This is a genomic window from Novosphingobium naphthalenivorans NBRC 102051 (assembly GCF_001590985.1).
Lineage (GTDB): Bacteria > Pseudomonadota > Alphaproteobacteria > Sphingomonadales > Sphingomonadaceae > Novosphingobium > Novosphingobium naphthalenivorans.
In genome coordinates this window covers 1-19,149 of the sequence record NZ_BCTX01000041.1, presented here as the reverse complement: position 1 = coordinate 19,149, position 19,149 = coordinate 1, and the positions used below count along the sequence as shown (strand labels likewise).

15 protein-coding genes and 2 tRNA genes are annotated in these 19,149 nt (G+C 65.2%); 7 read left to right on the top strand and 10 right to left on the bottom strand.

Annotated features, from left to right (window positions below):
* Positions 1-104: 104 nt before the first annotated feature.
* Positions 105-884: an NAD kinase gene (locus tag NN5_RS14280; RefSeq protein WP_157081147.1), complete on the bottom strand. Its 780-nt coding sequence runs from the start codon at positions 882-884 to the stop codon at positions 105-107.
* Between the two features lie 86 nt (positions 885-970).
* Between NN5_RS14280 and NN5_RS14275 the strand changes: the two genes are divergently transcribed.
* On the top strand, positions 971-2,302 hold the full coding sequence (locus NN5_RS14275; RefSeq protein WP_067734771.1) for a bifunctional diguanylate cyclase/phosphodiesterase: 1,332 nt from the start codon (positions 971-973) through the stop codon (positions 2,300-2,302).
* A 3-nt stretch (positions 2,303-2,305) separates the two neighbouring features.
* Here NN5_RS14275 and NN5_RS14270 read toward each other — a convergent pair whose 3' ends face one another.
* The 7 genes from NN5_RS14270 to NN5_RS14240 all read right to left on the bottom strand — a co-directional run bounded on the left by NN5_RS14270 (position 2,306) and on the right by NN5_RS14240 (position 10,716).
* Entirely contained in the window at positions 2,306-3,841 is a 1,536-nt protein-coding gene (locus NN5_RS14270; protein WP_067734770.1) for a glycosyltransferase family 39 protein, read from the bottom strand.
* A gap of 88 nt (positions 3,842-3,929) precedes the next feature.
* A complete protein-coding gene (mfd, locus tag NN5_RS14265; RefSeq protein WP_067734793.1) occupies positions 3,930-7,433 on the bottom strand; it encodes a transcription-repair coupling factor in 3,504 nt (1,167 codons plus the stop codon).
* A gap of 628 nt (positions 7,434-8,061) precedes the next feature.
* Positions 8,062-8,298, bottom strand: coding sequence for a thioredoxin family protein (locus NN5_RS14260; protein WP_067734769.1), 237 nt, complete (start codon positions 8,296-8,298; stop codon positions 8,062-8,064).
* A gap of 13 nt (positions 8,299-8,311) precedes the next feature.
* Positions 8,312-9,367 carry a permease gene (locus NN5_RS14255; RefSeq protein ID WP_067734768.1) on the bottom strand — a complete coding sequence of 352 codons (1,056 nt, stop codon included), beginning with the start codon at positions 9,365-9,367 and terminating at the stop codon, positions 8,312-8,314.
* 1 nt (position 9,368) lies between these two features.
* The gene (locus NN5_RS14250; protein ID WP_245656499.1) at positions 9,369-9,704 is read right to left on the bottom strand and encodes an ArsR/SmtB family transcription factor; all 336 of its coding nucleotides are present in this window, start codon (positions 9,702-9,704) and stop codon (positions 9,369-9,371) included.
* A gap of 262 nt (positions 9,705-9,966) precedes the next feature.
* Positions 9,967-10,236 carry an FAD assembly factor SdhE gene (locus tag NN5_RS14245; protein ID WP_067734791.1) on the bottom strand — a complete coding sequence of 90 codons (270 nt, stop codon included), beginning with the start codon at positions 10,234-10,236 and terminating at the stop codon, positions 9,967-9,969.
* Between the two features lie 54 nt (positions 10,237-10,290).
* A complete protein-coding gene (locus tag NN5_RS14240) occupies positions 10,291-10,716 on the bottom strand; it encodes a baeRF12 domain-containing protein (protein WP_067734767.1) in 426 nt (141 codons plus the stop codon).
* A 104-nt stretch (positions 10,717-10,820) separates the two neighbouring features.
* Between NN5_RS14240 and recG the strand changes: the two genes are divergently transcribed.
* Positions 10,821-12,878 (top strand): ATP-dependent DNA helicase RecG, encoded by a 2,058-nt coding sequence (gene recG, locus NN5_RS14235; protein WP_067734766.1) that lies wholly within the window; start codon positions 10,821-10,823, stop codon positions 12,876-12,878.
* A 79-nt stretch (positions 12,879-12,957) separates the two neighbouring features.
* Here the strand turns inward: recG and NN5_RS14230 are convergent.
* A tRNA-Pro gene (locus NN5_RS14230) sits at positions 12,958-13,034 on the bottom strand.
* Between the two features lie 301 nt (positions 13,035-13,335).
* On the opposite strand from NN5_RS14230, the gene thyA reads away from it, so the two are divergent.
* The 4 genes from thyA to NN5_RS14210 all read left to right on the top strand — a co-directional run bounded on the left by thyA (position 13,336) and on the right by NN5_RS14210 (position 18,296).
* On the top strand, positions 13,336-14,271 hold the full coding sequence (gene thyA / locus NN5_RS14225) for a thymidylate synthase (protein ID WP_067734765.1): 936 nt from the start codon (positions 13,336-13,338) through the stop codon (positions 14,269-14,271).
* A gap of 332 nt (positions 14,272-14,603) precedes the next feature.
* On the top strand, positions 14,604-15,902 hold the full coding sequence (locus NN5_RS14220; RefSeq protein ID WP_067734764.1) for a 3-methyl-2-oxobutanoate dehydrogenase (2-methylpropanoyl-transferring) subunit alpha: 1,299 nt from the start codon (positions 14,604-14,606) through the stop codon (positions 15,900-15,902).
* Between the two features lie 5 nt (positions 15,903-15,907).
* Positions 15,908-16,960 (top strand): alpha-ketoacid dehydrogenase subunit beta, encoded by a 1,053-nt coding sequence (locus NN5_RS14215; RefSeq protein ID WP_067734763.1) that lies wholly within the window; start codon positions 15,908-15,910, stop codon positions 16,958-16,960.
* Positions 16,961-16,964: 4 nt separating this feature from the next.
* A complete protein-coding gene (locus NN5_RS14210) occupies positions 16,965-18,296 on the top strand; it encodes a dihydrolipoamide acetyltransferase family protein (protein WP_067734762.1) in 1,332 nt (443 codons plus the stop codon).
* Positions 18,297-18,302: 6 nt separating this feature from the next.
* Here NN5_RS14210 and NN5_RS14205 read toward each other — a convergent pair whose 3' ends face one another.
* Entirely contained in the window at positions 18,303-18,668 is a 366-nt protein-coding gene (locus tag NN5_RS14205) for a hypothetical protein (RefSeq protein ID WP_245656497.1), read from the bottom strand.
* Between the two features lie 290 nt (positions 18,669-18,958).
* Between NN5_RS14205 and NN5_RS14200 the strand changes: the two genes are divergently transcribed.
* Positions 18,959-19,035, top strand: a tRNA-Asp gene (locus tag NN5_RS14200).
* The last annotated feature ends 114 nt before the right edge of the window (positions 19,036-19,149 follow it).

Below are 19,149 nucleotides of genomic sequence, written 5' to 3'. Positions count from 1 at the left end.
CTGCAGTGTCTCCACCGCGGGGCAGGGGTGCGCCTATAAGCGGGGTCTGATGGCTTGGCAACCCTGTCCTTGAGGAAATTTCATCGAAATTTTCTCAAGGCGATTCAGACCTGGAACTGCTCGGCGAAAATGCGCTCTTCCAGCGTGTAGCCAGGGTCGAACAGCAAGGTCAGTTCCTTTTCCGCGGTGGCGGCGATGCGCACCGTAGAGACGTCGCGCACTTCCTTCTGGTCGGCGACGGCGGCGACGGGGCGTTTGCCCGGCTCGCGAATCCGGAATTCGACTTCGGCGCTCTCGGGCAGGATCGCGCCTTTCCACCGGCGCGGGCGGAACGGGCTGATCGGGGTGAGCGCCAGCATCCGGCTGCCCAGCGGCAGAATCGGTCCATTGGCGGAAAGGTTGTAGGCGGTGGAGCCGACCGGGGTGGCGACGAGAATGCCGTCGCCCGCCAGTTCCTCCATGCGCACGCGGCCGTTGATTCGCACTTCCAGCTTGGCGGTCTGGCGCGTTTCGCGCAGCAGCGAGACTTCGTTGATCGCATAGAAGCTGAATTGCTGCCCGTCCTGCGTCGTCGCATGCATGCACAGCGGGCTGACCGGCACGCGGTGGGCTTCGGCAATGCGTTTGGCGATCGGCACGTGATCGTGCTGGCCGTTCATCAGGAAGCCGACCGTGCCCAGGTTCATCCCGTACACCGGCTTGATCATGTCGCGGTCGAGCATTTCGTGCAGGACATGGAGCAGGAAGCCGTCTCCGCCGAGCACGACCAGCATTTCGGCTTCTTCCGGCGAAACCCACGGATAAGCGTCTATGAGCGACCTTGCGCCGGCCTGCGCTTTCGCGCTGTCCGACACGATCAGTGCCAGCTTCGGATCATTGCTCATCAAATTTCCCGGCTGCCATCGTCCCATTATGGGTGGGCTGTAGAATTTTGAACCGTTTGGCAAGCGGTTTGGGCTAGAGGGCGGAAATGGGCGCACCTCAACAAGAACACCTGACGAACCATCCCTCCCGCAGGATCGAGGACCGGTTGACCGGGATTCCCGGCATCGAGGCCGTGCATGACCGGATCGCCGCCTGGCGTACCGATCCGGCGATGGCGCCGCGCCATGCGCACGTTCACGCCATGCTGCTGGGGCTGCGGCGGCTTGAGGCGATCAACATTGCCTATGGCGAGGCGGCGGGCGATGGCGCGTTGGAGGAAGTGGCCAATCGCATCCAGCATTTCGCGTCCGAGGAACTCGACGGGCCCTGGCAATTCGCCCGCGTCGGCGGCGGCAATTTCCTGATCGTCGCCAACGAGGCCTGCAGCCGCGAGCGGTGGCAGCTGTTCGCCGACCAGCTCGCCGATCTGATCGCCCGCCCGATTGCGGCACCCACCGGCGTCCTGCGCCTGTCGCCCCGTGTCGCGCTGCTCCGTGCCCTGACCGGCGAGAGTGTCGAATCGATGCTGGACCGGCTCGGCACGACGCTGCAGCATGTGAACGAGCAGCAGGGCGGGCGGCTCGCCTGGGCCGATGGCGAAGTGACGCCGCCGGGCCGGTCCAGCGCGCAACTCGAAGCCGACCTTCTGGGCGCCATCGACCGCGACGAGATCGAAGTGCTGTTCCAGCCCCAGTTCAGTCTCACCGATGACAGCCTGACCGGCGCCGAGGCCCTGGCCCGCTGGAATCACCCCGAACTGGGCCGGATCGGCGCGGGTGCGCTGTTCGCCATTGCCGAGCGGGCGGACTATGTCGCGCAGCTTTCCCGCCATATCGCCCGCAAGGCGCTGTGGGCGGCGCAGGGCTGGCCGGGGACCTTGCGTCTCTCGATCAATGTCACCCCGGCCGATCTGGCTTTCGGCAGCTACGTGCGCCAGATGCTCGACCTCGTGCGCGAGAGCGGCTTTCCGCCGCGCCGGCTGACGCTGGAAATCACCGAGCAGGCGCTGATTGGCGATGTCGCGCAGGCGGCCGAGATGATGGCTGAATTCTCCGCCCAGGGCATCCGCATCGCGCTCGACGACTTCGGCGCCGGGTTCTGCAACTTCCGCTATCTCAAGGTCCTGCCGATGCATTACCTGAAGCTGGACCGTTCGATGATCGAGGGCATTACCAGCGACAAGCGCGATGTGGCGGTGCTGCGCGCGATCGTCGCCATGGCCGAGGCGCTCGACCTCAAGGTGATTGCCGAGGGGATCGAGGAGGAGGCCCAGCGCGAAGTCGCTGCGCGCGAGGGCTGCACCTACTTTCAGGGCTTCCTGCGCGCGCAGCCGATGAGTGCGGTCCTGTTCGCTGAACTGGCCCAGGCCGCGGCCTGAGCGTCAGATCCGCTCGTAGATCTCCACATCGCCGAAGCGTGCGGCAAGGCGGTAGTGCGCCGCCAGCCAGCCGTCGATGTCCTTGCCCGCCTCGCGTACCCAGGTGCGGCCGCGGTCCATGCGGTCGGTCACGACGAAACGCGGGGCGCTGGCCATGATCCGTCCGGTCTCGTCCGCGCTGACGTATCCGTGCTTGCTGAGCGTGTCGATGATCGCCTTGCGCGCGAGATTGCTGGGATAGACGCCCGCGCGCGAGAGCGGCGGGGCGTCGAGGTAATAGAGCACGAGGTGCATGTGCAGCGCCCAGACTCGCGGATGGGTGCCGCCGTGCTGGCGGATCCAGTCCGCCGCGTCGCGGATGTCATGACCGGACGATTCCGGGTGCCGCAGCAAGGCGAGCGTGCGCGGGGCTCCGGTCGCCAGCGCGGCAAGCGGAGGGACGGCCGCCAGGGCTGCGGCGAGGGGCAGGGCGATCATGGACATCCGCCCGGCACGGGCCGCTGCAGCGATCGCGAAAGCGGCAAAGATGCCGAGGAAAGGCATGGCCTGCAGCCAGTAGTGCGGATAGGCCGCGCCGCCGATCAGCAGCGAGGCGCTCACGGCCAGCAGTCCGCTCCAGGTCACCAGCACCACTCGCGTCCGGGCCGAACTGCGGGGCAGGAGCGGCAGCAGGCTTGCCACCATGCCGGCGGCGGCGAGCAGGGTCATCGGGATATAGGCGAACGGGGCGATCTGGGCGGTGTAGTAGTACTGCGTGGCATGAAGGCGCAGCACCTCCAGCGCGGAAAGCTGCCCCGAATAGGCCAGCGGCACATCGATCATCGCCAGCCGGAATGTGGCGAGTTCTCCAGCTACTGCATAGACCGCTGCCAGCACCGCGGGCGGGACCAGCCCGGCGGCGCCATAGGCCAGCCAGGCCCGTCTGGCGCAGCGTCCGGACAGGGAGAGGGAATGCCCGAGGAGCAGGAGCCCCAGGGCGAGTGCCACGACCGCCAGGTTGGTCCGCGTCAGGACTGCCAGCGCGACCAGCAATCCGCACCCGGCGGCATCGCGCAGGCCGATTTCGTCCTTGCGCACCAGCAGCCATACGGCAGGCATGAGGAAAGCGATGGCGGGCAGCTCCGAACTGGTATCGAGCCCCAGCACGCCCGAGCACAGCGCCACGGTCATCAAGGCGCCTGCCAGCGCCGGCCATCCGCCCACGGCCCGCCGGGCGATCAGGAACCCGAAGAACGAAGCGATGAAGACTGCCGCGGCGCCGATCAGGCGGATCGCGAGCAGGCTCTTGCCGAACAGGGCGATCACTGCCCCGAACAGCAGGAACACCACCGGCGGCTTGAGGTCGAACTGGTGGACGAAGGGCAAGTGCCCCTTGGCCACGTCGGCGCCCATCAGGATGTAGGCCCATTCGTCGGAATCGATGTGCTCGGTGAGAAACGAGCCGCCGCGCACCAGCAGTACGACCGATGCGATCAGCAGCGCCGCCGCTATGGTGCCGGCGCCTTGCGGTGTTCCCGGACGGGGAGAGGGAATGGCCATGGTGGCCCGGCATGACGGAAATTGCTTGCGATCGCGTTACGCGGCGCGATGCGACGGGGGCGGGGCGGGTTGGAGCGCGGCGGGCGCGTCAGTTCGCCTTGCGCGCCACCGAGGCGAGGCCCTTGGTCAGCTGGAACAGCCCGTTGAGGCGGCTCTTCGGATCGCCCCAGGCGCGGGCGAGCACCAGCTTGTTGTCCGGCCGCAGCTTGACCGTACCCTGCAGCCGTTCGGCATAGGCGATCAGGCCCAGGGGGTTGGGGAAGCTGTCGTTGTGGAAGCTGACCAGCGTGCCGCGCGGGCCAACGTCGATCTTGGCGATATGCGCCGCGATCGCCTGCCGCTTGATCTGGATGAGCTGGATCAGGTTGGCGGTGGCTGCGGGCAAGTCGCCGAAGCGGTCGATCATCTCGGCCGACAGGGACTCGATCTCCTGCTGGCTGTCCGCATCGTTGAGGCGGCGGTAAAGCGCCATGCGCACGGCCAGATCGGGCACGTATTCGTCCGGGATCATGATCGGGGCATCGACCGTGATCTGCGGGCTGAGGCCGGAGGTATCCTTCTCCAGGCCGACGCCGCCCGCGCGGGCTTCCAGGATCGCGTCTTCGAGCATCGACTGGTAGAGTTCGAAGCCCACTTCGCGGATATGGCCGGACTGCTCGTCGCCCAGCAGATTGCCCGCGCCGCGAATGTCGAGATCGTGGCTGGCGAGCTGGAAGCCCGCGCCCAGACTGTCGAGATCGCCCAGCACTTTCAGGCGCTTCTCGGCCACCTCGGATAGCTGCTGGCTGGCTGGCGTCGTCAGGTAGGCATAAGCGCGCAGCTTCGAGCGGCCCACGCGCCCTCGTAGCTGGTAGAGCTGAGCGAGGCCGAAGCGGTCGGCGCGGTGGATGATGATCGTATTGGCGCGCGGGATGTCGATGCCGCTCTCGACGATCGTGGTCGAAAGCAGCACTTCGTACTTGCCCTCGTAGAACGCGCTCATGCGCTCTTCCACTTCGCCCGCGCCCATCTGGCCGTGCGCGGTGATGAACTTCACTTCAGGCACGTGCTTGTGCAGCCAGTCCTCGACCTCGGGCATGTCCGAGATGCGCGGCACGATGATGAAGCTCTGCCCGCCGCGATGATGTTCGCGCAGCAGCGCCTCGCGCATCACCATGTCGTCCCATTCCATCACGTAAGTGCGCACCGCGAGGCGGTCGACCGGCGGGGTCTGGATGGTCGAGAGTTCGCGCAGGCCGCTCATCGCCATCTGCAGCGTGCGGGGGATCGGCGTGGCGGTGAGCGTCAGCACGTGCACGTCGGTGCGAAGCTGCTTGAGCTTTTCCTTGTGATTGACGCCGAAGCGCTGCTCCTCGTCGACAATCACGAGCCCGAGCCGCTTGAACTGCACCGACTTCGACAGGATCGCGTGGGTGCCGCAGACGATGTCGACGGTGCCGCTGGCCAGCCCCTCGCGGGTGGTGCGTGCTTCCTTCTCGGGCACGAGGCGCGAGAGGCGGCCGACTTCGAGCGGGAAGCCGGCGAAACGCTCGGCAAAGCCGGCATAGTGCTGGCGGGCGAGCAGGGTGGTCGGCGCCACCACCGCCACCTGCTGCCCGGCCATGGCGGCCACGAAAGCCGCGCGCAGGGCCACTTCGGTCTTGCCGAAGCCGACATCGCCGCAGACGAGGCGGTCCATCGGCTTGCCTTCGGAGAGGTCGCCCAGAACGTCCTCGATGGCGCGGTCCTGATCCTCGGTTTCCTGCCAGGGGAAGCGGTCGACGAACTGGTCGTAGGCCGAGCCTTCGGGCACCAGCACAGGCGCCTTGCGCAGCGCGCGCGCGGCGGCGGTCTTCATCAGCTCGCCCGCAATCTCGCGGATGCGTTCCTTGAGGCGTGCACGCCGCTTCTGCCAGCCTTCGCCGCCCAGCTTGTCGAGCGCGACGCCCTCGCTCTCGCTGCCGTAGCGCGAAAGCACATCGAGGTTCTCGACCGGGATGTAGAGCTTGTCGCCGCCCGCATAGGTCAGCATCACGCAGTCGTGCGGGCTCTGGCCCACCGGGATCGACTGCAGGCCTTCGTAGCGGCCGATGCCGTGGTCCATGTGGACGATCAGGTCGCCCGGCGTCAGCGCCGAAAGTTCGGCGAGGAAAGCGTCGGAATCCTTGCGCTTCTTCTTGCGGCGCACGAGCCGGTCGCCGAGGATGTCCTGCTCGGTGACGACTTCGATCGCATCGTTCGAAAAGCCGGTTTCGAGTGGCAGCACCAGCGCGGCGGAGCGGCCCTGCACGGCGAGGCCCAGCGCTTCCTGCCAGGTATCGGCCAGACGCGGCTCCGGTCCCCATTTGTTTGACTGGCTTGCTTCGCCCAGAATCGAGACGAGACGCGCCCGGCTGCCGGTGGAATAGGCCGCAAGGATCGCCTTGCGGCCGCTCTTGCCGATCGCCTGCAGGTGCTTCGCCGCAGCCTCATAGGCATTGTCGCCGCGCGCCCGCTCGGGCGTGAAGTCGCGGGCATTGCCGAAGCCGAAATCGATGACCTTGCCGCTTTCGGGCTTGGAGAAGGGATCGGCCTGATGAACGGGGAAACTGGAAAGCGCCTGCCGCAGCTCCTCCTCGCCCAGATAGAGCGCGTCGATTGCCAGCGGGCGATAGCTGCCCGCCTTCTGGCCCGAGGTTTCAAGGCGCGCCTTGTGATAATCGGCAATGTCGCCGAGCCGTTCTTCGATCGCGCCAACGGCCGAGGCATCGGCGACGATCAGGTCGTCGTCCGAGAGGTGATCGAACAGCGTGACGAGCCGGTCTTCGAACAGCGGCAGCCAGTGCTCCATGCCCGCCAGCCGCCGCCCGTCGCTGACCGCCTGATAGAGCGGATCGCCGGTCGCATTGGCCCCGAACATCTCGCGGTAGCGGCTGCGGAAGCGCTTGACGGTATCCTCGTCGAGCAGGGATTCGCTGGCGGGCAGCAGCAGGAATTCATCGATCGTGCCGGTCGAGCGCTGGGTGCCGGTATCGAACAGGCGCAGCGTTTCCAGTTCGTCCCCGAAAAAGTCGAGCCGCAGGCCACCTGCAGATCCAGAGGCATCGAGCCCCGAAGGCACGATGTCGAAGATCGAGCCGCGCACCGCGAACTCGCCCGCGTCGATCGCGGTATCGCTGCGCTGGTAGCCTTGGCGCCGCAGCAGCGCGATCAGGCTTTCGTGGCCGATCTCCATGCCCGGCTTGATAAGGCGCACCGATTCCCGGATGCGGAACGGCGTGAGCACGCGCTGCAGCACGGCATTGGTGGTGGTGACGAGCAGTTGCGGACCGGACCGCTTCGCTTGCAAGCGGTGCAGCGCCGCCAGCCTGCGCGAGCTGACCGACAGCGCCGGGCTGGCGCGGTCATAGGGCAAGCAGTCCCACGCCGGGAACTCGACGACATCCAGCTCGGGCGCGAAGAACCGCGCTGCTTCGGCCACGGCACTCATCGCCGCTTCGTTGTCGGCAATGAACACGGCGCGGCCTTTGGCGGCGCGCGCCAGGTCAGCCATGACCAGCGGCTGCGCCCCGCGCGTCACCGAGGCCAGCGTCAGCGGCGTCGTGGCCGAGAGAATGCGTTGAATGTCGGGCATGACAGGAATGGCGCGAGATAGCGGCTCGGGCGCGAAATTCAATCGCCTTGGGTGCCTTGGCGCGCGCGGGAAATTCGAGGGATGGAACGGATGGCGGCTATTGCGGTATTTTGTCTGTGAGCTGTCATTCCGGAGACGCCGACAGAGCGGACGTTTCAAGATCCTCCCCCACCGGGGGAGGTGGCAGACACGAAGTGGCTGACGGAGGGGGGGCGCGCTCAAACGTAACGCCAGCGTGTGCAAGCCCCCTCCACCACCCTGCGGGCGGTTCCCCTCCCCCGATGGGGGAGGATTTCGTGACTGCTCACCCCGACAAAGCGGCCATCCAGCGAGCTCACGCAGCTTTCTGAAAGCTGCCTCCTCTTCTCCCCTACCCATTTCCGTCATCCCCGCGAAGGCGGGGATCCCGCTTTTCTTCGGCTTCCGCTCGGCCTGGGCAAGGTGACGACAAGGAAGCGGGGCCCCCGCCTTCGCGGGGCGACAAGTTCTTTTGCCGGGAGTCCGACTTTCCCGTCATTCACCACATCGCCGTACTTGCCGAAAATCTGCCCGTCGATCACGGGCATGGGGAGTATCCGGGGTCATACGGCAGGCTGCCCCTGCGAACCAGGACAGCCAGCCATGCAGATCACGCATTCAGCCAGCGCTTGAGATCGTCTTCCTTGGGCAGGCCTCCGGCATGGACGACCTTGCCGTCGATGACGATGCCGGGCGTGGAAACGATGCCGTATTTGGCGATCTCGGCGTAATCCGTGACTTTCTCGACCGAGACGTCGAGCCCCAGTTCGCCGGCGGCGGCTTTCACCATGTCTTCGGTCGTCTGGCACCGCTTGCAGCCGGGGCCGAGCACTTTGATGTCTTTCATGAGAGGATACCTTTTACGAGAAGAGGGCGTTGAACAGGTAGCCGACGGCCAGAATGCCGCAGCCGACCACGGCAATGAACACGGCGATCAGTTTCAGGCTGAGCACTTTGCGCAGAATGATCATTTCGGGAAACGACAGCGCAATCACCGACATCATGAAGGCGAGAACAGTGCCGAGCGCGGTGCCCTTGCCGAGCAGGGCCTCGATGACCGGGATGATGCCGGCGGCGTTCGAATACATCGGGATGCCGAGCAGGATCGCGGCCGGAACCGACCACCAGCGATCGGCGCCCATGATGTGCGAGAGAAGCTCGGCGGGCACGTATCCGTGAATGAAGGCCCCGGCCGCGATCCCGGCGATGATCCAGTACCAGACTTTGCCAACGATCTCCTTGACCGCGTCCCAGCCGGCCTCGAAGCGGTCGACCCAGGACATATGGATGTCTTCGAGTTCGGTCTCGCCGGCACGGACTTCCCGCACCCAGGGCTCAAGCCAGCCTTCGAGATGCAGGCGGCCGATGACCCAGCCCGCGACGATCGCCAGACCGAGGCCGAAGGCGAGATAGGTCAGCGCGACTTGCCAGCCGACCAGCGCGAAAAGGAGCCCGAGGGCGACTTCGTTCACCATCGGCGCGGCAATCAGGAACGAGAAGGTGACGCCGAGCGGAACCCCGGCGGATACGAAACCGACGAAGAGCGGCACTGCCGAGCAGGAACAGAACGGCGTGACAATGCCCAGATGCGCCGCGGCGATGTTGCCCAGACCTTCGCGCTTGCCCGCCAGCAGGGCGCGGGTGTGCTCGGGCGAGAAGAACGTGCGCACCACGCCCATGGCGAACACCACGAGCGTGAGCAGCATCAGCACTTTGGGGGTGTCGTAGAAGAAGAATTCGACCGAGGACGCCAGATGGCTTCCCGGCTTGATCGGAGTCTGCGCCACCAGCCACTGCGCGGAAGGCAGGAGTTGCCGGTAGAGGGCGAACCACAAGACGAGCGCAGCGGCGATACCGGCAAACCAGATGGCTTGCGACTTGCGCATGTCTTTCAGCGACAGGGCGTGCGTGTTCATATCAGGCGGCCTTCCTGTGGCAGAGGGCATTTTCCAACGGCGGTAATGCGGCCAGAATCGCATCGACAACGGCTGTCCAGGCGGGCGGCAGGGCCGGGTTGCGGCGATACCGCACCCATTGTGCGTCGCGCCGGTCGACCAGCAGACCGGCGGCCTTCAGCCGTCCCATGTGCCGTGACATGCGCGACTGGGTCACGCCCAGCCTGTCCATCAGTTCGCAGACGCAATGCTCCTCACCGTCCCAGACCATTTGCAGCGCGCGCAGCCGGGTGGGTTCGGAAAGAGCGTTCAGCAGTTCGTCGATTGGCCTGTCCATGTTCCCTGCATATGCGTTCACCCGCATATGCGCTTTGAGGCACATCAATAAGAGAGGACTTTTCGCCGGGCCAGGAAACCGCATGGGGCTTTCCTACCCAGTTTTCCTATTGGGCCATCATCTGTCAGACTCGCTGCGGCCCCGGTGCAGGCGGCGTTCTTTGACATCGTTGGCAATCATCACGGGCGGCGTGAAGTTCATGGCCGCACAAGTCTATGATTTTACAGTAAACCTGAGAAACTTTCCGGTGCGCGATGTGGACAAACTTAGCGAAGTTTGCCGCTCAGCGCGGGATCTCGACGTAATCGAGCTTCATCATGCGGTCCATCAGCGGACTGCGGTATTCCTCGGGAATGCTCTGCGTGCCGAGCGCCCAGGCCATGATGTCGACGTCTTCCTCTTCGATCATGGTTTCGAACAGGTCGATCTCGGCTTCGGTCCATTCGGCATGGAAGCGATCGAAGAAGCAGCCGATCATGTAGTCGGCCTCGCGCGTGCCGCGGTGCCAGGCGCGGAACTTCAGGCGGGCGAGGCGGGATGAAAGCTCGGTCATGGCCGCGCCGATACGCCACGGCGCGGCCATGGGCAAGACTTGTGAGGGCTGGCCCTAGTGGGCGCGCAGGGCCTCGACGATCTCGTCGGGCTTGCGGCCGGTGAGAGTCTTGGTCAGTTCGCCGATCAGTGCTTCTTCCAGCTTGCCGTGGTAGTGGCGGCGCATCTCGCCCAACGTGCGGGGATCGGCGATGATCACGAGTTTCTCGATCCGGTGGGCGAGCACTTCGGAATTGAGCCAATGCGCCACGGCCGAGGCGTGCGCGGCCTCTTCCAGCTTTTCGAGGCGTCCGATGGGGCCCCCAAGCTGGAGGCGGGAAACCTTGTCATGGTCCTGACCGCCCGAGCTGTAGTCGGTCAATTCCAAGGTGGGGACTTCGATCGCGGCAAGGTCCGGCGCGGCTTCGGTTCCGGCGTTGCGGTAGAGTTCGAAGTGTTCCCCGTCGACGACGGCAAAGAGCGTTCCGTGTGGTAACAGCATGGCTTCCTCCTCTTTGCCCGAATTCTACCAGTTAGCGGAAACTTTGGACAAGGAATAATGGCGGGCTCTGGTGAAAATGGCACGCCACGCGCTATGAGGCGGGCATGCGGCCCGAAGCGCTCAATTCCCTGTTCGTCGAAGTCGATGCGCTCGAAGGTGTCGGGCCCAAGTTGCGGCGCCCGCTGGAAAAGCTGGGGCTGACCCGGATCAAGGACGTGGCCTATCACTTGCCCGACCGTTTCGTGGAGCGGCGGGCGGTCACGAACCTCGACGAGGCGGGCGTGGGCGAGAATGTCATCGTTGCCCTGACCGTGCGCGAGCATCGCGCCTCGTCGGGGCGGGGGCCATTCCGGGTGCTGGCGGAAGACGCGATCGGCAATGTCTGCACGCTGACCTATTTCGGCCGCGCCTCCTACACCGCGCGGAAACAGCTTCCCGTCGGCGAAACGCGCTGGGTGGCAGGGCGGCTCGACCAGTACGGGCAGATGCTGCAGATCGTGCATCCCGAACATGTCTCGGAAAGCGCGTCCGCGCCGCTCGGCCAATTGCGCGAGGCCGTCTATCCGCTCTCGGAAGGACTGACACAGGGGCGTGTGGCCGGGCTCGCCGCCCAGGCGCTCAAGGTCTTGCCGGATCTTCCCGAATGGATCGAGCCGGGCCTGCTGGCGCGAACGGACTGGCCCGCCTGGCAGGCCGCGCTGCGCGAGGCGCACAAGGGGCCGGATGCGGCGGCGCGCGACCGGCTGGCCTACGACGAACTGCTGGCCAATGCTCTGGCGCTGATGCTGGTGCGGCAGAGCAACCGCTCGCAGCGCGGCACGCCGCTGAGCGGAGATGGTTCGCTGCGCGGCAAGCTGCGGTTGCCCTTCGCGCTGACCGGCGCGCAGAAGCGCTCGATCGGCGAGATCGAGAGCGACATGGCGCAAGCTGCGCCGATGCTGCGGCTGCTGCAGGGCGATGTCGGCGCGGGCAAGACCGTTGTCGCGCTCTCGGCGATGCTGATCGCGGTGGAGGCGGGAGCGCAGGCAGCGATGCTGGCGCCGACCGAAATCCTCGCGCGGCAGCATTTCGAGACTCTGCGCAAGATGCTCGAAGGGACCGGGGTCGAGATCGCGCTGCTGACCGGGCGCGACAAGGGCAGGGCGCGTGAAGCCATCCTGATGGGGCTGGTCGATGGCTCGATCCGGATCGTGGTGGGCACCCATGCGATCTTTCAGGATGCGGTGGAATACCGGAACCTCGCTCTGGTGGTGATCGATGAGCAGCACCGGTTCGGCGTCGGCCAGCGGCTGATGCTGGCGCGCAAGGGCCGCCGCACCCCGCACACGCTGGCCATGACCGCGACCCCGATCCCGCGTACGTTGACGCTGGCGCAATATGGCGAAATGGACGTGTCGAAGCTGGACGAACTGCCGCCCGGCCGCCAGGCGATCGATACCCGCGTGGTCTCGGTGGAGCGGATGGGCGATGTCGTCGGCGCGCTGGCGCGGCATTTCGAAACCGGGCAGCAGGCCTACTGGGTCTGCCCGATGGTGCGGGAAAGCGAGACCGACGATCTCGCCGCGGCCGAGGCGCGTTATGCGACACTGAAGGAGCGTTTCGGCGAGGATGTCGTGCTGGTCCACGGCCAGCTTCGCCCCGAGGCCAAGGATGCGGCGATGGAACGGTTCGCGGTGGGCGAGGCGAAATTGCTGGTGGCGACGACGGTTATCGAAGTCGGCGTGGACGTGCCCAATGCGACGCTGATGGTGATCGAGCAGGCCGAACGCTTCGGTCTGGCCCAGCTCCATCAGCTTCGGGGACGCGTAGGGCGCGGCAGCGAGAAATCGACCTGCCTGCTGCTGCGCGGGCAGGCCTTGTCGGAAACGGCCAAGCAGCGCCTTGCGTTGATGCGCGAGACGCAGGACGGGTTCCGGCTCGCGGAAGAGGATCTGGAACTGCGCGGTGGCGGCGAACTGCTGGGCACCCGTCAGTCGGGCGATACGCCGTTCCGCATCGCCAGCCTTGAGCAGATCCAGAAGCTGCTGCCGCTGGCGCATGACGATGCCCGGCTGCTGATCGAACGCGACGGCGGCCTGTCGGGCTCGCGGGGAGAAGCCGCGCGATTGCTGCTCTACCTGTTCGAGCGTGACTGGGGTGTGCAGCTTCTTCGCGGCGGCTGACGAAGCGCAGACGCGCCGAACCGGCCGCTGCGGCTAGGCCGCGCGGCATATGGTTCTTATGCAAATTTTTGAAATGAAATGGTCGGGGAGAGAGGATTCGAACCTCCGGCCCCTGCCTCCCGAAGACAGTGCTCTACCAGGCTGAGCTACTCCCCGACCGATCGTTCCGCGTTAAAGCGGCCCGAGGCAGGAGCGCGCCTATAGAGAGCGATTCCGGCGGTGGCAAGAGGCGTTTATGCTTTTTATGCAGAGCGGCGTTCCGTTGCGGATGCCGGCGATCCGGAGATGTCCATGCGATGGCGGAAAAGACGGAAATTCTCGGCGGTTACAGGTATGTTTGCAGCCGCGTTCGAAAGCAGGCGGGCAAACGCAGCCTTTGGAGCGTGGATGAAAGCGGGCTGTCTCTTCCGCTCCCCCCGATGCGGCGGTAGGACCGGGGCACAGACAGGGGAAGTCCATGCCGTCCGCATCCGCATCGCACTTTGAACACCAGTATCTCGATCTGCTGCGGGAGGTTTGGGAGCATGGCGACGAAAGGCGCGACCGCACGGGAGTCGGTACTCGTTCGCTGTTCGGGCCGAGTATGCGTTTCGATCTGTCCGGCGACTCCGTGCCGCTGCTTACCACCAAGCGCGTCGCCTGGAAGACCGCCGCGCGCGAGATGCTGTGGTTCCTGACCGGCGATACCAACATCCGCGAACTCGTCCGCCAGAAAGTGCATATCTGGACTGACTGGCCGCTGGACCGCTTTCGCCGGGAAACGGGCGAGGACATCGACCGCGATACCTTCGAGGCACGGGTTCTGGAGGATGATGCGTTTGCCCAGGCCTGGGGCGATCTTGGTCCCGTTTACGGCAAGCAATGGGTAAGCTGGGACACTTACGAGCCGGTGGGCGATGGCCTGTTCCGCAAGGGGCAGCCGGTCAACCAGATCGCGCAGCTGGTGCATGACATCCGGCACAACCCTACCTCGCGCCGCCTCCTGTTCACGGGGTGGAATGTCGCCGAACTGGGCGGCATGGCCTTGCCGCCGTGCCATATGACCTATCAGTATCATGTCGCGGGCGGCCGGCTGTCGGGCATGTTGTGGCAGCGTTCCTGCGATCTGGGGCTGGGATTCGCCTTCAATGCCTTTTCGGCGGCGATGCTGCTGCGGATGCTGGCGCAGCAATGCGATCTTGAGCCCGGCGAACTCGTCTGGAGCGCGGGCGACGCGCATGTCTATCTCAATCACGAGCATCTGGTGCACGAACAGCTTGCCCGCACGCCGCGCGGCCGTCCGCTGTTGAAGATCGGCCGCCGGCCGGATTCGATCTTCGACTACCGGATCGAGGACTTCGAAGTGCTGGATTACGAGCCTCACGCGCATATCGCCGCGCCGGTGGCCGTATAGCCACTTTCTTGCGCCGCGCGTGGCCGAGGGACCGGCGGTTTTCATCGCTGCTGCCTAATTTTACTTCTTCGGGCGTGTCCTGCGCGATTGCGGAACGGGCTTGCGGTGGAGCACCTGTTTGCCGCCGCTAAAGGGCGCGCGTGGGCATCGCTATTTTGGAGCCTGCGTCATGAACTTTGCCAGCCGCCAGGCGTTTTGAGAGCGTGCAGGAGTGCGGTGCTCACGCCAAGCCACGCATGATTGACATTACGGCGTTGAGTAATATTATGACTTAACCGTAGAATTTTGATGCTCAGGATTCTCGCGGCCCGACTATGGCGGGAGAGGATAAAATGGCCGAAGGTCCGGTCCGATCAGGTAAGCCGCGGGGCAATCTGCCGCCGCTTGAATTCTATGTCCCCGAGCCGCGTTACCGGCCCGGCGATACGGTCGATTATTCGCATCTGGTCATACCGCCAGCCGGCATGGTCGCGCGCCCTGACGAAGCGTGCGAGGCCCGTGAAACTTGGCCTTTGACGACCGATCTGATCCGCGTTCTGGGCGATGATGGCCGCGCTGTCGGCGCGTGGAATCCCCATCTCGATCCCGAGACGCTGCGCCGCATCCTGCGCATGATGGCGCTGACCCGCGCTTTCGATGATCGCATGTATCGCGGCCAGCGGCAGGGCAAGACCAGTTTCTACATGAAGTCCACCGGCGAGGAGGCGATTTCGATCGCCTGCGCCTTCGCCCTGGCCGAGGACGACATGGTGTTCCCCAGCTACCGGCAGCAGGGCATCCTGATCTCGCGCGGCTATCCGCTGGTCGAGATGATCAACCAGATCTACTCGAACCGCGCGGACCGTCTGAAAGGCCGCCAGTTGCCGATCATGTATTCGGCGAAGGACTACGGCTTTTTCACCATATCGGGCAATCTCGCCACGCAGTTCCCGCAAGCGGTGGGCTGGGCCATGGCCAGCGCGATCAAGGGCGATACCCGCATCGCCACTAGCTTCATCGGCGAGGGATCGAGCGCGGAAGGCGACTTCCACGCGGCGATGACTTTTGCCGCGGTGTACAACGCGCCGGTCGTGCTCAACGTGGTCAACAACCAGTGGGCGATCTCCAGCTTTTCCGGTTTCGCCGGGGCCGAACGCACGACGTTCGCCGCCCGGGCGGCCGGTTACGGCATTGCCGGGCTGCGGGTCGACGGTAACGATGCCCTGGCGGTCTATGCGGCGATGCAATGGGCGGCCAACCGTGCCCGCGCCAACAAGGGGCCGACGCTGATCGAGCACTTCACCTACCGTGCCGAGGGGCATTCCACTTCGGACGATCCCAGCGCCTACCGTTCTGCCCGTGAGGCCGAGGAATGGCCGCTGGGCGATCCGATCACGCGCCTGAAGAATCATCTCGTCTCGCTCGGCGAATGGTCCGACGATCAACATGCCGAGATGGACCGGACACTGGCGGAGGAAGTTCGCGCAGCGACCAAGGAGGCCGAAAAGAACGGCATCCTGGGGCACGGCCTGCACCACCCGTTCCACACGATGTTCGAGGACGTCTTCGAGGAACTGCCCTGGCACCTTCGCGAGCAGGCCGATCAGGCCATCCGCGAGCGCCGGACCAAATGGCCCGAGTGGAAGGAGTAGAGGCGATGCTGGAAGAAGAACCCGTCAGCCTCCATGAGGCTCCCACGCGGTCGCTCAACATGATCGAGGCGATCAACGAAGCGCTCGACATCACCATGGCGCGCGATCCGGATATCGTGATCATGGGCGAGGATGTCGGCTATTTCGGCGGTGTGTTCCGTGCGACGGCCGGTCTGCAGAAGAAATTCGGCAAGAACCGGGTATTCGATTCGCCGATCAACGAATGCGGGATTATTGGTGCGGCGGTCGGGATGGCGGCCTATGGCTTGCGGCCGGTGCCCGAGATTCAGTTCGCCGACTATATCTATCCCGGCCTCGATCAGCTCGTCTCGGAAGCCGCGCGCCTGCGTTATCGTTCGGCGGGCGAGTTCATCGCACCGATCACGATCCGCTCGCCCTTCGGTGGCGGTATCTTCGGCGGCCAGACCCACAGCCAGAGCCCCGAAGCGCTGTTCACGCACGTGGCGGGCCTGAAGACAGTGATCCCTTCGACTCCGCACGATGCCAAGGGCCTGCTGATCGCCGCGATCGAGGACAACGATCCCGTGATCTTCTTCGAGCCCAAGCGCATCTACAACGGCCCTTTCGATGGCAATTACGATAGCCCTTCGAAGACCTGGAAAGCCCATCCCGGCGGCAAAGTGCCGGAAGGCTATTATTCGATCCCGCTCGGCAAGGCGCGCACGGTGCGCGAAGGGTCGGCCATGACCGTGCTTGTCTACGGCACCATGGTCCACGTTGCCGAAGCTGTGCTGGAAGCCAAGGGCGTCGATGCCGAGATCATCGATCTGCGTACGCTGGTGCCGCTCGACATAGAGGCTGTGGAAAAGTCCGTGGAAAAGACCGGGAAATGCCTGGTGATACACGAGGCGACCCGCACTTCCGGCTTTGGCGCGGAGCTTGTCGCGCTCGTGCAGGAACGCTGCTTCTACCACCTTGAAGCCCCCATCGAACGTGTGACCGGGTTCGACACCCCGTATCCGCACAGCCTCGAATGGGCCTATTTCCCCGGTCCCGTCCGCATTGGCGAGGCGGTGGACCGGCTGATGAAGGATTGATCCGATGGGTCGCTTTACATTCCGCTTGCCCGACATTGGCGAAGGCATTGCCGAAGCCGAGATCGTTGCCTGGCACGTCAAGGTCGGCGACATGGTCGAGGAAGACGGCCGCCTGGCCGACATGATGACCGACAAGGCTACCGTGGAAATGGAAAGCCCGGTGGCGGGCATGGTGCTCGAAGTCGCCGGTGAAACGGGCGATGTGATTGCCATCGGCTCGCCGCTGGTGGTGCTGGAGATAGAGGGCGAAGGAAATCAGGTGGACGGGGACGCCGGGCGTGAAGCTGCGAAGTCCGCACCTGCCGCGATCGTCGAAGAACCGGCGTTGCCCGAAGAGCCCGCAGCAAAGCCGGAGCCGGTTTTGGCACCCGAACCCGTTTCGGTGTCCCCGACAGCCCCGGTTGAACCTGTGCCTGCCGTTACCGGAACAGCGGCACCTTCACCGCGCGCGCCGGCCGGTCACGCGAGAGTCATGGCCAGCCCGGCGGTGCGTAAGCGCGCTGCTGATCTGGGCATCGATCTCGGAGAAGTCCGTCCCGCCGAGGATGGCCGCGTTCGGCACGCTGATCTGGATGCCTTTCTGGCCTATAACTCGGCAGGCGGCTTCCAGCCTGCCGGGCACAGGGGCAGGGACGAACAGGTCCGCGTCATCGGCCTGCGCCGCCGCATCGCCGAAAATATGGCGGCGTCCAAGCGCAACATTCCCCACTTCGCCTATGTCGAGGAATATGACGTCACGGCGCTGGAGGAGTTGCGCGGCCAGCTCAACGAAGGCCGGGGCGAACGGCCCAAGCTGACGATGCTGCCGTTCCTGATCACGGCGATCTGCAAGTTGATTCCGAAATACCCGATGCTCAATGCGCACTACGATGACGAGGCGGGCGTGGTCGCGCGTTATGGCTCGGTGCATCTGGGCATGGCGGCGCAGACCCCCGCTGGCCTGATGGTGCCGGTGATCCGCGATGCGCAGGACCGCAACCTGTGGCAACTCGCTGCCGAGATTTCCCGTCTTGCTGCTGCCGCACGGGACGGATCGGCCAAGTCCGGCGAGCTTTCCGGCTCGACGATCACGGTGACGTCGCTTGGCCCGATGGGCGGCGTTGCGACGACGCCGGTCATCAACCGCCCCGAAGTCGCGATCATCGGCCCAAATCGCATCGTCGAGCGGCCGATGTTCGTGAAGGATGCCAGTGGCATCGAGCGGGTCGAAAAGCGCAAGCTGATGAACATCTCGATGAGCTGTGACCATCGCGTGGTCGATGGCTGGGATGCAGCAAGCTTCGCGCAGGACCTCAAGAATCTGATCGAGGCGCCGGCGTTGATTCTCGCGGGGTAGGGCGCGCTACCGCACGATCCCCGCATAAGCGATTTCGCCGCGTCCGCGTGCTGCAAGGCTGGCGGGGATGCGCCAGCGCACGTGCGTGACGTCTTCGGGCGTCGCGTCGCGGCCATTGATCCGCAGGTCTTCCAGACGGCCCCAGGTCCGGCCGCCATCAACGGAGACTTCCTGCACGTTGCTGGCGCTGGTCTGGTAGGCGAGCGACGCGGGGAGGGGATTGGTAATCACGAAGCCGCCGTCTCCGCCCATCCGATACCACCTTACGACCGTGACGACCCGGTCTCCCGGCGCAAGCTGCCGCGCCGGTTCGAGGCGGCGGCTCGCATCCGATTCGATGCGCTCGACGTAAACAGCGCTGTCGGTGGCCACGGCCGCCGGGGCCTGGGCCAAGGCGGACGATGCAAGGGCCGGGCCCAGCGCCAAGGTGGCGGCAAGAGGGATCATTCGCTTCGGATGCACTGGTTTCATCCCCTGAACGCCCGGTCGCGGGCGCCCGGCAGAATGGCCCGACAGTCGCCAAAATATGGTTAACGCAGCTTCATCGCGGCAGTGCCCAACCGGCCTCCCGCAAAAAATCCATCAGGGCCCGGCAAGGCAGTTGACAGGCCCCCAAGGCTGGCTTAGTGGCGCGGCTCCCAAGCGGACGCACCGCAAAGTACGCGGGTGTAGCTCAGTTGGTTAGAGTGTCGGCCTGTCACGCCGAAGGTCGCGGGTTCGAGCCCCGTCACTCGCGCCACTTGGGATCTCTACCGGGAAAGCCGGAAGGGATGCGGACGGTCAGGGTCAACCTGACCACTTACATTGCTGCGCGGGTGTAGCTCAGTTGGTTAGAGTGTCGGCCTGTCACGCC

Bases quoted from the DNA above. Each gene is read 5' to 3' on its own strand.
- NN5_RS14280 (WP_157081147.1), bottom strand. From the start codon at position 884: ATGAGCAATGATCCGAAGCTGGCACTGATCGTGTCGGACAGCGCGAAA.
- NN5_RS14275 (WP_067734771.1), top strand. From the start codon at position 971: ATGGGCGCACCTCAACAAGAACACCTGACGAACCATCCCTCCCGCAGG.
- NN5_RS14270 (WP_067734770.1), bottom strand. From the start codon at position 3,841: ATGGCCATTCCCTCTCCCCGTCCGGGAACACCGCAAGGCGCCGGCACC.
- mfd (WP_067734793.1), bottom strand. From the start codon at position 7,433: ATGCCCGACATTCAACGCATTCTCTCGGCCACGACGCCGCTGACGCTG.
- NN5_RS14260 (WP_067734769.1), bottom strand. From the start codon at position 8,298: ATGAAAGACATCAAAGTGCTCGGCCCCGGCTGCAAGCGGTGCCAGACG.
- NN5_RS14255 (WP_067734768.1), bottom strand. From the start codon at position 9,367: ATGAACACGCACGCCCTGTCGCTGAAAGACATGCGCAAGTCGCAAGCC.
- NN5_RS14245 (WP_067734791.1), bottom strand. From the start codon at position 10,236: ATGACCGAGCTTTCATCCCGCCTCGCCCGCCTGAAGTTCCGCGCCTGG.
- NN5_RS14240 (WP_067734767.1), bottom strand. From the start codon at position 10,716: ATGCTGTTACCACACGGAACGCTCTTTGCCGTCGTCGACGGGGAACAC.
- recG (WP_067734766.1), top strand. From the start codon at position 10,821: ATGCGGCCCGAAGCGCTCAATTCCCTGTTCGTCGAAGTCGATGCGCTC.
- thyA (WP_067734765.1), top strand. From the start codon at position 13,336: ATGCCGTCCGCATCCGCATCGCACTTTGAACACCAGTATCTCGATCTG.
- NN5_RS14220 (WP_067734764.1), top strand. From the start codon at position 14,604: ATGGCCGAAGGTCCGGTCCGATCAGGTAAGCCGCGGGGCAATCTGCCG.
- NN5_RS14215 (WP_067734763.1), top strand. From the start codon at position 15,908: ATGCTGGAAGAAGAACCCGTCAGCCTCCATGAGGCTCCCACGCGGTCG.
- NN5_RS14210 (WP_067734762.1), top strand. From the start codon at position 16,965: ATGGGTCGCTTTACATTCCGCTTGCCCGACATTGGCGAAGGCATTGCC.